15 protein-coding genes are annotated in these 13,197 nt (G+C 26.6%); all 15 read left to right on the forward strand.

Going from position 1 to position 13,197, the window contains the following annotated elements; all coding sequences use genetic code 11:
• Positions 1-753: DNA polymerase (locus J7G74_RS13805; protein ID WP_297136397.1), on the forward strand; the 753-nt coding region annotated here is incomplete at its 5' end.
• An 8-nt stretch (positions 754-761) separates the two neighbouring features.
• Positions 762-1,364: a dephospho-CoA kinase gene (gene coaE, locus J7G74_RS13810; RefSeq protein WP_297136399.1), complete on the forward strand. Its 603-nt coding sequence runs from the start codon at positions 762-764 to the stop codon at positions 1,362-1,364.
• Entirely contained in the window at positions 1,357-1,914 is a 558-nt protein-coding gene (locus J7G74_RS13815; protein WP_297136401.1) for a lytic transglycosylase domain-containing protein, read from the forward strand. Before coaE ends, J7G74_RS13815 begins: the two co-directional genes overlap by 8 nt.
• Positions 1,914-3,593 carry an ABC transporter substrate-binding protein gene (locus tag J7G74_RS13820; RefSeq protein WP_297136402.1) on the forward strand — a complete coding sequence of 560 codons (1,680 nt, stop codon included), beginning with the start codon at positions 1,914-1,916 and terminating at the stop codon, positions 3,591-3,593. Before J7G74_RS13815 ends, J7G74_RS13820 begins: the two co-directional genes overlap by 1 nt.
• A 24-nt stretch (positions 3,594-3,617) precedes the next feature.
• Positions 3,618-3,830, forward strand: coding sequence for a heavy-metal-associated domain-containing protein (locus J7G74_RS13825; RefSeq protein WP_297136404.1), 213 nt, complete (start codon positions 3,618-3,620; stop codon positions 3,828-3,830).
• Between the two features lie 154 nt (positions 3,831-3,984).
• Positions 3,985-4,701 (forward strand): LytR/AlgR family response regulator transcription factor, encoded by a 717-nt coding sequence (locus tag J7G74_RS13830; protein WP_297136407.1) that lies wholly within the window; start codon positions 3,985-3,987, stop codon positions 4,699-4,701.
• 5 nt (positions 4,702-4,706) lie between these two features.
• Entirely contained in the window at positions 4,707-6,011 is a 1,305-nt protein-coding gene (locus J7G74_RS13835) for a sensor histidine kinase (RefSeq protein ID WP_297136409.1), read from the forward strand.
• Between the two features lie 18 nt (positions 6,012-6,029).
• A complete protein-coding gene (locus J7G74_RS13840; RefSeq protein ID WP_297136411.1) occupies positions 6,030-6,809 on the forward strand; it encodes a YhfC family intramembrane metalloprotease in 780 nt (259 codons plus the stop codon).
• 29 nt (positions 6,810-6,838) lie between these two features.
• On the forward strand, positions 6,839-7,231 hold the full coding sequence (locus tag J7G74_RS13845) for a DUF3887 domain-containing protein (RefSeq protein ID WP_297136413.1): 393 nt from the start codon (positions 6,839-6,841) through the stop codon (positions 7,229-7,231).
• Positions 7,232-7,699: 468 nt separating this feature from the next.
• Positions 7,700-8,308: a hypothetical protein gene (locus J7G74_RS13850; protein ID WP_297136414.1), complete on the forward strand. Its 609-nt coding sequence runs from the start codon at positions 7,700-7,702 to the stop codon at positions 8,306-8,308.
• A gap of 139 nt (positions 8,309-8,447) precedes the next feature.
• Positions 8,448-9,128, forward strand: coding sequence for an endonuclease/exonuclease/phosphatase family protein (locus tag J7G74_RS13855; RefSeq protein ID WP_297136423.1), 681 nt, complete (start codon positions 8,448-8,450; stop codon positions 9,126-9,128).
• A 68-nt stretch (positions 9,129-9,196) separates the two neighbouring features.
• A complete protein-coding gene (locus J7G74_RS13860; protein ID WP_297136416.1) occupies positions 9,197-9,568 on the forward strand; it encodes a VOC family protein in 372 nt (123 codons plus the stop codon).
• Positions 9,569-9,810: 242 nt separating this feature from the next.
• Positions 9,811-10,725: a hypothetical protein gene (locus tag J7G74_RS13865; protein ID WP_297136417.1), complete on the forward strand. Its 915-nt coding sequence runs from the start codon at positions 9,811-9,813 to the stop codon at positions 10,723-10,725.
• Between the two features lie 236 nt (positions 10,726-10,961).
• Positions 10,962-12,302, forward strand: coding sequence for an electron transport complex subunit RsxC (gene rsxC, locus J7G74_RS13870; RefSeq protein ID WP_297136419.1), 1,341 nt, complete (start codon positions 10,962-10,964; stop codon positions 12,300-12,302).
• An 18-nt stretch (positions 12,303-12,320) separates the two neighbouring features.
• The coding region (locus J7G74_RS13875; RefSeq protein WP_297136421.1) for an RnfABCDGE type electron transport complex subunit D at positions 12,321-13,197 on the forward strand (877 nt) is incomplete at its 3' end.

Genomic DNA, 13,197 nt, shown 5'->3' on the forward strand with positions numbered 1-13,197 from the left:
ATACCTGTTAAAACTGAAATGGGTAGAGAGATAAGAAAAGTTTTCATAGCAGATGATAATTGTAAACTAGTAGATGCAGACTATTCTCAAGTTGAGCTTAGAGTGTTAGCTCATATGAGTGAAGATGAGCATATGATAGAAGCATTCCAAAATGATGAAGATATACATGCTAAAACTGCATCACAAATATTTGGAGTTAATATAGATGAAGTAACTAGTTTACAAAGAAGTGAAGCAAAAGCTATAAACTTTGGTATAGTATATGGAAAAACTGATTTTGGCCTTTCTCAAGATTTAAATATACCAGTGGCAAAAGCAAAAGCTTACATAGATAGTTATTTTGAAAATTATAGCAAGATAAAAGATGTTATGGACTTAGCTATAAGTGAAGGAAAAGAAAAAGGATATGTTTTAACAATATTTAATAGAAGAAGATATATTCCAGAAATAAATTCAAGTAATTTCATGGTTAGAAAACAAGGGGAAAGATTTGCTATGAATGCTCCAATACAAGGAAGTGCAGCAGATATAATAAAAATAGCCATGGTTAATGTTTATACTAGATTAAAAGATGAAAATTTAAAATCTAAATTAATATTACAAGTACACGATGAACTTATTGTTGAAGCTGCTGAAGAGGAGTTAGATAAGGTATCTGTAATAGTGAGAGAAGAGATGGAATCAGCTGTAAATTTACATGTTCATTTAGACGTGGACTTAAATGTTGGAACTTCATGGTTTGAAACAAAGTAGGTGTTTTTATGATTATTATAGGTTTAACAGGAAATATTGGTTGTGGAAAAAGTAGTTTATCAACTATATTTATTCAAGAAGGAATAGATATAGTTGATGCTGATATAGTTGCAAGACAAATATTTGAAGATAAAGAATTATTAAATCAAGTGTTTGATATTTTTGGTTCAACTATAAAAAACGAAGATAACACATTAAATAGAAAAGCTTTAGCAAATATTGTTTTTAATGATGATAAAGAATTAGTTAAACTAAATAATTTAACTCATCCTGCGATAAGAAAAAAAATATTAAATGAAATTGAGAATTTAAGGATTCAGAATAAGAAAGTTGTAATTTTAGATGCAGCTTTGCTTATTGAATCTGATTATTTAAATCATATTGATAAGCTAGTTTTAGTTAAATGTGATGAAAAAGTTCAGATAGAAAGAATAAAAAACAGAGATAATTGTACAGAAGAAGAAGCAATAAGTAGAATTAAATCTCAGATGAGTCAATCAGAAAAAGAAAAATACGCAGATTATATAATAGATAATACAGGTACATTTGACGAGTTGAAAGAAAAAGCTTCTATACTTATAAATTATATAAAGGAGAATTGGAGTGAATAAAAAGAACATTATAATCTTATCTGTTATTATAATCTTAGGTAGTGTACTATATTTTGAAAAGGATAAGATATATGAATTCTTATATCCTAGAAAATACTCTATATATGTACAAAAATATTCTAAAGAATATAATTTAGATGAAAATCTAGTTTATAGTATTATAAAAGCAGAAAGTAAATTTAATAAAGAAGCTATATCTCGTAGAGGTGCAAAGGGCCTTATGCAAATTGCAGATATAACTAGAGATTGGGCAATCGAAGAGTTAGAATTAAGTGAAGATACTGATATTTATGATCCTGAAACAAATATAAAAATCGGATGTTGGTATCTTAACAGATTATATAAAGAGTTTGGAGATACAGAATTAGTAATAATGTCTTATAATGGTGGATCTGGAAATGTAAAAAAATGGTTATCTGATAAAGAATATAGCCATGATGGTGAAGAAATACATACAATACCTTTTCCAGAAACAGATCGTTATTTAGAAAAAGTTAAAAAGTATTATGTACAATATAATAAGTTATACGGCAAGGAAGGAAGGAACTAATGAAAAAAAGAAGTATAAAACTTTTGGCAATAGTTTTAACCATAGTTCTATCAATTGTGGGCTGTAGTAAAGGAAATGAAGAAAATAAAAACAATAATGAAGAAGTTAAAAATAATATTCAAGAGTCTAATTATATTCATTTAACTATGTTAATGCCTACAACAATTAATCCCATATTAAATACAGATAAATCAGTAAATTATATAATGAATTTACTGTATGATGGTTTATTTGAAATGGATGAAGATTATGATGTAGAGCCAAGCTTAGTTGAAAAATATGAAACATCTTCTGATGGAACTAGTATAGATATTAGTTTAGTTTCAAATGCTAAATGGCATAATAAAAGAGATGTAACATCAAGTGATGTGGATTTCACGGTTGATTTGATTAAAAAAAATAAAACAAGTCCATACTTTGATTTAGTAAAAAATATCAGAAGTATAAATGTGAAAGATAGTAAAAACTTTACAATAAGTCTAAATGAAAGTGACCCTTTTGCAATAGATAAGTTGACGTTCCCGATTGTTTCAAAAAATGAACTTTCTAACTTAAAGTCAAGTGAATTATTAGAGTATAAGTCTAATTTAGTTGGAAATGGTCCATATAGTATTAAAGAATATGTAGATAGAAAATATATGATTCTTGAAGTTAATAAAAATTATTTTGGAAATTTACCTAAAAATCGTAAGGATATATTTGTAAAATTAGCTCCAGATAAAGAATCACAAACTGATATGGTAATGTCTTTAGATAGTGATATTGCAAGTGTAAACATAGGTGAACTAAGTAAATTTGAAGATAAAAAAGAGTTTAATATTACAAACTATGAAGGTAGAGATTATGAAATGGTGGTATTTAATTATGATAATGAATATTTAAATAACACTGATTTTAGAAAAGCTATTGTATCTTCAATAGATAGAGAGAAAATTCTAAAAGAAGCTTATGTAGGATATGGTACTTTATCTAATTTTCCTCTAAATACAAAATCTAAATACTATAATGAAAAAGTACAACCTTTAGAATATAGTAAAGAAAAAGCAAAAGAATACTTAGGTTTAGCACTTAAAGAAATAAGTCAAGATATATCTGATAAAAAGCAAGCTGATGAAAATAAGCAGAAATCACAAGGTTTAAATGGTATTATAGAAGATAATGCTGGCGAAGGAAAGTTAAATACAGATTTAAATAAAGAAGAAATAAAAGAAATGCTAAAGGACATTGAACTTAAAATAGTAGTATCTAAAGATAATAGTGAAAGAATTAAATTTGCAAGCATATTAAGTGCAAACTTATATAGTATAGGTATAAAAAATGTTGTAGAAGAGTTAGACTCTGAAGAAATGACAAAAGCATTAAATAGTAAAGATTATGATTTAGCAATATTGGGATATTCTTTGTCAAGTATACCTGATGCTAGAGGAATAATACAAGCTTGTAATATAAAAGATCCACAAATAACAAATTATATAAATTCCTTAGCTAATGCTAAGTCAGAGGATGAGACTAAAAAAGTGTATAATCAACTTCAAAAGTATGTAGTTGATAATGCATCATTCATTAGTTTAGGTGTGCTTGATAATTTCATTGTTACAAACAAAAGATTAGAAGGCACAATTCACCCAAATGATTTTGATATTTACAAAGGAATTTCAAATTTACAAATGAACAAATAAAATATTTTAAGGGAGGAAAATTATATGAAAAAGAAATTATCTATTGAAGGTATGAAGTGTAGTCATTGTGTAGCAAACTTGCAAGATGCTCTTACAGAAGATATAAAAGGGGTAAAAGTTTTAGAAGTAAACTTAGAAGGTAAATATGCTGTAATCGATATGGATGAAGAAGCAAGTATGGATGAAGTTAAAGCTATAATCGAAGATTTAGGTTTTAATTTAGTAAGTGTTATATAAAGAAATAATATGAAAAAGTAAGTGATTGATTTCACTTACTTTTTTTTCTGTAACTTATGCATAAAAAAATATACCTTACGCACATCTATTGAAATATAATTATTTATTAGCTTATAATTTAAACAAGCAAGTAGGAAGAAAGAGGAATTGGCCAATGATTAAAATAGCTATATGTGATGATGACTTGATAATTCTTAATCAAACTAAAAAACTAATAGAAGATTATAAGAAAAAAGATTTCGATATATATGTATATAAAAGTGGAGAAGAACTACTAGAAAGTAAAAGTATCTTTGACATTATATTTTTAGACATAGATATGATTGGAATTAATGGTATTGAGACTGCAAAAAGAATAAGGTTATATGACAAGCAGGTAAAGATAATTTATGTAACTAATTATACTGACTATACATATTCAGCTTTTAGTGTTCATGCTTTTGGTTATTTAGTCAAGCCGATTAAAGAGAAAGATTTACATGAACAACTGAATGAAGCGCTTTCTTATATGGTAGAAGATAAAGAATATTTGATGGAGTTCATTACAAATGAAGGATTAGTTAGGGTTGATTTAAATAAAATATATTATTTTGAATATGAATCTAGAAAAGTACTTATGAAAACTAATGACAAAACTTATATACTTAAAGAAAAAATTTCAGATATAAGCACTAAGATGAAAGAATATGGATTTGAAATGCCTCATAAAAGTTTTGTTGTAAATCTATATAATGTAAAATCTATAAAAGGATATGACATCTATATGATGAATGGAAGTATAGTACCTTTATCACAAAAAAAATCAACAGAATTTAGAAACTCTCTTAATATTTATATTAGTAATCATATTGAGAAACAGATAAGGGGGTAATTGCTATGAATAATTATATTGATATAGTTGCATTTTTAATATTACCCATAATAGGAAGTGCATTTATAATTTATACTTGTTTTGAGTTTTTGAAAAAAATAGACAGAAATATATATAGGCCTAAAATTATTTATATAATAGCATTTATAGTTTTTAATATAGTATTATTTTTAACAGCTATTTCAGGAAGTTTATTAATAAATACAGTTGGATTTACTAGTGGAATATTAATTATTGGCCACTTCTTATACAATGATTCTAAAGTTTACTTACTATATTACTGTGTATTCTCAATTTGTTTTTTATTTATAGACTTACTATTAACTTGGTTGATACCTACTATTGTTATGACAAAAGAAGTGTATTTTACGAGTATGGCCTATTTGCAAATAGCAATGATATTTATGATTAGGATGATAGAGTATATTTATATTAAACTATTCACAAATTTTATAAATAGAAGAAAAGGTAAATATATAAGTAAAAGACAAAGTTTAAGTTTTTTAGTAATACCTACTTTTAGTGTTATATATATAATGACCTTAGTCTCAGTATTACAAATATATGCAGGACTTCAAGAATCTATATTGTTAGTAATAAATATTATATTGGTTTTAATTTTAAATATTTATGTAACCCATATATTTGATGTAATATCAAAAAATAATACATTGCAAAATGAAGTTAATTTATATCATCAACAAAGTGAGTTACAGCACAAGTACTATGATAACTTAGAAAATAAATATAAAGAATCAAGAAAATTAATTCATGATATTAGAAACCATTTGCAATCTATAGAAAAACTTTATGAAATAAAAGATGCTGAAAAAGCCAAAGAATATACAAATGATATACATCTTATGCTTAATGAATTAAATCAAAAGTATTATACGAGTAATAGAGTTTTAAATATTATTTTAAATGATAAATTTCAGATTATAAGAAATTCAAACATAGATTTAGATTGTAAAATTGGAGAAGTTAACTTAGATTTTATGAAAGAAATAGATATAACTACAATATTTGCAAATCTTTTAGATAACTCAATAGAATCTGCAAAAAAGGTTGAGGATAATAGTTATATTAAATTTCATGTTAATAAATTCAATGATTTTATAGTTATAAATATTATAAACTCAATGAAAGAAAAACCGACTATTAAGAATAGTAAAATCCAAAGTACAAAAGCAAATCATGAAGGATTAGGACTTGAAAATATAAGAAAGACACTTGAAAAGTATGAAGGAACTATTGTCATTGATTATGATAATACAAACTTTAAGGTTAATGTTGTAATTCCAATTTAAATAATGGGGGAATCATTTATGATTGAAAATTCAGTAATAGTGGGTTTATGTTTTAGTACCATAGTAACCTTAATAGCACCCATAGTAATATTCATTTATTGTATTTTTTCAAAAAAGAAAATACTAAAATCTTTTGTAGTTGGTATTTTAGTATTTTTTATATCTCAAATAATTTTACGAATACCAATAATATCTTATATTTTACCTAATCAAATTTGGTACATGAAGCTAAGTTTAAATCCATATTTATATGGAATATTTTTAGGCTTAACAGCAGGGATTTTTGAAGAAGTAGGTAGATATATAGGATTTAAATATTTCCTGAAAAATAATTATAGGTATATAGATGGATTATACTTTGGTTTTGGACACTGGGGAATAGAAGCTTTATTATTAGTAGGAATTAATGCCGTAATATTTTTATTTGGATCTATAGCAATAAAAAGTGGAGTAGATTATAGTAGTTCATCACTACTAAGTTTAGTATTTAGTCAGTCGTCATCCTTAACAACAATGAATTCATTTATTATGGGCGTTGAAAGGCTGCTTACTATGAGTGTACATATTTCACTTACTATGATTGTTTTATATGGGATAAAGACTAATAAAATTAGATATTTATTTATAGCTATATTACTCCATGGATTAGTTGATGCAGGAGTTGTGATTTTACCACAAATATTTAATGTGAGTATTGTGGGAATGGAGATATATTTATTAATATTGTCTTTAATATTTTTATACTTCATATTTAGATTTAAATATGTATTTGCTAAGTTAGATAATAAAAATGTTTAGAATAATATAAATTATTGGGGGAGATTAAAATGAAAAAATTAAGATTATTTTTAGTTATGGCTTTAAGCTGTCTAATATTAGTAGGATGTTCTACTAATAAGTTAAGTGATGCATTTGATGAAGAAGAGTTAAAAACTACTACTCAAAATATCATCCAAATGTTATGTAATGGAGAGTATGATAAAATTGAAGAAATATCTGGACAAGAGCTAATAGATGCAGGAGTTACAGCTAAGTTAAAAGAAGTATGGGAACCAATAGAAAAAAATTTAGGTGAATTTGATTCATATGAAAAAGAAGCTGTAGTAGGGAAAGACAACCAAGCAACAGTAGTTAATTTGGCTAAATTTAAAAATGGAAAAGCTCAATTTACTATAAGTTATAATGAAGATATGAAATTAACAGGATTTTATATAAAATAATTTGAATTATAAACTAATTCACTCTAATGAGAGTTTTATGAAAGTGAAAAAACAATAAATATGAAAAAAATAGCAGTGATACTAACGAAACTTATAAAAAAATAATTGAGGAATTTTAATGTACTAAAAATAGTAAACAAATTTTGTTTACTATTTTTTTATATGGTAAAACTTAATTTAAAAACTTATTATGTATAATTTAGAATTATTATATGAAAAAAAGACTTCTATTTATGGGGGAAAATAGAAGTCTAAATGGGGGAGATTGAGTATGTTTGATTTTATAATAGTATTTTTTCCAAATCAAATTAATTTATACATAAATTTAAAAGAATTTAATAATTTTATATAAAAATCATATAATTAAATAACAATAAAAAAAGAAAAAACTAGCAAATTCACCAACTTAAAAACATTTGAATATAATAAATGAGAGTAATACTGCTTATATATAGAAGGGGGGGTATCATGGAATCTAGATATTATAAAGATGATTTGAAAAATATGATACTTGATATGGCCCACAAAGAACTTGAAAATTATATATCTCAAAAAGGAGCACAAAAATACTTTGAGGGTAATATAGATAAGATTATTAATAATTATATAAAGAAGATAAGTAAAGAATCTACTGTAAATAGAACCTATTTAAAAGTATTAAAATATGGTGCATATCAAGAAAATATAGCTTCAGTAGGAAAGATAATTAGAAGCCAAGAAATGTTCAAATCTAAAGGTGAATTAATAAAATTTGCAAATTATTTGGGAGTACAGGTTAATAGAAAATATTCTTATAATCAGGTATTAAAGACTGTGTCTAAACATATTTATAATAATAGAAAATCTTATTCTAAAAAATACGTTTTATATAGTAGAAATAGTCAAGAATATGTAATAGAGCCTGATAAGATTAAAGGGGATTTAATAGAAAGTTATAAATCTAAAACAAGAGAGGATATGAGATCTATCGCAAAATTATTAGATATTGATGTGATAGATGAAGATTCAGCCGAAGATATAAGAAAAAAAGTTATAAATTATATCATTAAAGAAAAGGTTATTAAAAAAAATCATTAATTTTAAAGGCGCTGATAGCGTCTTTAATTTTTGAAGAATAATGAAAGTACTATAAGGGAGTTGATTACTTATTAATTTTAGAAAAATATTTTTAGTTTTTATAATATTTATATCCAGTATATTCATAAGTAATGTTAATATTAACGAAGGACATTTAGAGCAAGAAATAAAAATAGTAAGTTACAATATACATAGTGGTGTAGATAAGGATATGTTTCCTACACTTTTTGATATTATAGATTTTTTAAAAAACTCTGATGCAGATATAATATGCTTACAAGAAGTTAATGAATCAGCTAAGGTTGGATTTCAAGTGAGTAGTTTAAAAGAAGAACTAGGGATGAATTCACATTATGGAGCTAATGTTGTGAATACAAATTCTAGTTACGGTTTAGTTACATATTCAAAGTATAAAATAATAAGTAAAAATCATGTATATTTAACCAGTAAAAATGAGCAAAGAGGTCTCTTACATACAGTAATAGATGTAAGGGGAAAAAAGGTTAATATAATTAATTTACATTTATCTGCTAATACAGAAGAACAGAAAGTTCAACTTAAAGAAGTTCAGGAGTATATAGATAATTTAGGTGATGAAACTTACATAATAGCAGGAGATTTTAACGAACCTGAAACAAGTTTAAATAATGTGGTAGATGTGGCTAAAGAATTAGATAAGTCTAACACTTTGACATTTTCCCTAGGAATAGAAAGAATAGACTATATTTTTACATCTTCTGATGTAGAGCCTATAGATTATAATGTGCTAATGAAAAAGATGTCAGATCACTATCCAATTATTGCAAAATTAAAGATATAATTATAAAATAATTGTATAATATACAAGTTATGTATATGGTTTTAGTTGAAACTTAGGAGGAAAATAATATGAAATTTACATTTTGTCACAATAATTTTAATGTTCTTAACTTAGAAAAGAGTTTAGAGTTTTATGAAAAATCATTAGGATTGAAAGAGGTAAGACGTAAGGAAGCTGAAGATGGAAGCTTTATATTAGTTTACCTAGGAGATGGAGTTACAGGTCATAGCTTAGAATTAACTTGGTTAAGAGATTGGGATAGACCATACAACTTAGGAGATAATGAGTTCCACTTAGCTTTAGAAGTTGAAGATTTTGATAAAGCATATGAATTACATAAAGAAATGGGATGTATATGCTTTGAAAATAAAGCAATGGGAATATACTTCATCGCAGATCCAGATAACTATTGGATAGAAATATTACCAAAACACATATAAAAAATAAATATACTTGGGAAAATAATAGTCAAGACAAATGCATAATAGTTATAGGAGCTAGTGAACTAGCTTTAACTTTGGGTAAGGGACTGTAAATTATGAAAGTGTCTTATTAGGAGCAAGAAGATTTGATTGATATAAAAACTACACTTAAAATTATAAGTGTAGTTTTTTCTATTTAGGCATAATTTGGATATCTTCTAAATATATATTATTAAAAACTATTTAGGAGGGGACAACTTATGAGCAAAAGAAAATTTTACAGAAATTTCAATAAGAGAAAAAAGTTTAATGTTACAAAAGGTATGACAATCACATTATGTGTATGTATTATAGGTACTTATGCATATGTAAACCTAAAAGATAAAGGATTTGAGGACAAGCTTGAAAGTATAAGTGTTGTAAGTAGTATTAAAAATTTATCCATGTGGGATGGATTAAAAAAATTGTTTGATAAGAGTGATGTTATAACATCAAGTAATATTTCATCGGAATTAGAGGAACTAGAAAAAGATAAAGAGACAAATAGTGAGGAAAAATCAAAAGTTGCAAGTGTTAATGAAATGACAATATATACTATACAAGTTGCATCTATAGAAAATCAAAATGATCTGAAAAAAATTGAGGAGGTAATGCAAGAGTATAAATTTCCTTCTGCAAATATGACTTTAGATGATACTAAAAAAGTACAAGTATATACATCTCTCGAAGAAGATAAAGTAAGAAAAAATTTAGAAAGTACGAGAACATATTTTTCGGATGCTTTTTTAACTAAAATAGAGATTCCAATGTTATCTTTACAATATACTGATAGCTATTCTTATATGGAAGATATAGCAAAAGGATTGAATGATTTGATAGAAAATTATAAAAAAGAGATTGAATATTGGGATTTAGGGAAGAAAAATCTAGAAACTTATAACGAAATTTTAACAAGCAGAAACACAATTTTAGATAATTTAAAGAAAAATACAGATAAAATTAATTATTCAAAGATGGATAAATTTAAGGAAAATTTAATTTCATACATAGATGAAGTTGAAGAAAATATATTGGTATCTTCAAAAAATGCTAATGAGAATAAAAATTATATAAGTGAAGGGATATTGTTATCTTCAATACAAGGATATTATGTATTTGTAAATTCAATGAAATAAAGAGTTAAAGGGTTGTTTATCAACCTTTTTTTTATGTATAAAAAAAGAAGCTGATATTTAATAAAATTGATTTAAAAATACTTAATTATTTAAATTGAATTATTGATAATAGTTTAAAAGCTTTATCAAACAGAGATGAAAAAGGATATTTTTTTAACAATTGTTAAATTTTTCTAAAATTATAGTATACTATAAATAGTAGCGGAAAGTTAAAAACAGTATGGGGAGGTAGTCAAATGAAGCTCTTAACATTTAAAGGAGGAATACACCCTCTATATAATAAAGAGTATACAAATAAAATAGCTATTAGAAAAGCTGAAGCTCCAAAAATAGTTTATATACCTCTGCAACAACATATAGGTGCTCCGGCAAATCCTATAGTTGCTGTGGGAGATGAGGTGAAAGTAGGACAAAAAATAGGTGAGTCTCAAGGGTTTGTATCTAGTAATATACATTCATCTGTTTCAGGAACAGTAATTAGAATAGAGCAGCATGATATACCAGGGGGAAAGGGTTTATGTGTTGTAATTGAAAACAACTTTAAAGAAGAGATTCACGAAAGTGTACAACCTAAGGGTAACTTAGAAAATTTAGATTCTAAGGAAATTGTGAAATATGTACAAGAGGCTGGTATTGTTGGTATGGGTGGAGCAACATTCCCAACACATGTAAAGTTATCACCACCACCAAACACAAATATCGATGTTGTTATATTAAATGGTGCGGAATGTGAACCATATCTTACAGCAGATCATAGACTTATGGTTGAAAATCCAGAAGATGTAGTATTTGGATTAAGAGCAATAATGAAAGCTTTAAATGTTAAAAAAGGATACGTAGCAATAGAAGTTAACAAGCCAGATGCAATAGAAGCTATAACTAAGGTTGCAAATAATTATGATGAAGTAGAAGTAGTAGGACTTCAAGTTAAATATCCACAAGGGGCAGAAAAGCAATTAATATATGCTTGTACAGGAAGAGAAGTTCCATCAGGTGCTTTACCAGCAGCAGCAGGGGCAGTAGTTGATAACGTTGGTACAGCAGCACAAATAGCAAAAACTATTAAAACAGGAATGCCTTTAATAGAAAGAATTACAACTGTTACAGGAAGCTGTATAAAAAATCCTGCAAACTTAATAACTAAAGTAGGTACAGTTGTTTCTGAGATAATAGATCAATGTGGTGGATTCAAAGATGATGTTACAGTAGGAAAATTTATAATGGGTGGACCTATGATGGGTATGACTCAATATACAACTAATGTCGTTACTAACAAAGGTTCCTCTGGAATACTTTGTATATCTGAAGAAGAAGCAAGAATAGATGAGCCAAGTAATTGTTTAAGATGTGGAAGATGTACAGAAGTCTGTCCAGCATTTTTACAACCACTATATATAAGTGCTAATTCATTAAAGGGAGATTTTGGAAGAGCGGCTGAACACAGAGCTCTTGATTGTATAGAGTGTGGTTCATGTTCGTTTATATGTCCAGCTAGGAGACCTTTAGTTGAATCTATAAGAAATGCTAAGAGACAAATTCAAGTTATGAGAAGAAAACAGCAAGCAGCTAACAAATAATGGTTAGGGGGAAATAATATGGAAAACAAGTTTATAGTATCATCATCACCTCATATTAGAAGCAATGAAGATACTTCTTATATAATGAAGCAAGTAGTATTAGCTCTTGTACCAGCAGCACTTGCATCAGTATATTACTTTAGAGCTAGTGCATTATATGTAATGTTTTTTTGTATATTAGGTACAGTTGGTTCTGAATTTTTATATCAAAAAATAGCAAAACAAAAAAGTACAATAGGTGATTTTTCAGCAGTAGTAACAGGATTATTATTAGCATTTAACGTACCAGCATCACTTACATGGTGGATGTGTATACTAGGTGGAGTATTTGCAATAATAGTTGTAAAAATGGTGTTTGGAGGAATTGGTAATAACTTTGTTAACCCAGCACTTGCAGGAAGGGCATTCTTATTAGCATCATTCCCAGTTGCTATGACAGCTTGGACTAAAACAGGTGTAAACTGGGTTAGTAGTGGAAGTCTAGATGCAGTTACAACTGCAACACCATTAAGTTTTATGAAAGAAGGTGTTTCAGGACTAGCTCCTTTAAAAGAAAGTGGAGTATCTTTACTTGATATGGCTTTAGGTAATATTGGTGGAAGTATAGGTGAAACATGTGCAATTCTAATAATACTTGGAGGAGTTTACTTAATTTATAGAGGAATAATAAGTTACATTATGCCAGCCTTTTACATAGGAACAATATTTGTTTTATCTTTTATATTAGGTGGATTTAATCTTGAGTTTGCCTTATTCCAAGTTTTAGCAGGTGGTGTATTGTTAGGAGGATTCTTTATGTTAACTGACTATACTACATCTCCTATGACAAAAAAAGGTCAAATAATTTATGCGGTTTTAGCTGGTGTAATAGCAACAGTTATAAGATTATATGGTG

This window comes from Terrisporobacter sp. (genome assembly GCF_017888745.1).
Lineage (GTDB): Bacteria > Bacillota > Clostridia > Peptostreptococcales > Peptostreptococcaceae > Terrisporobacter.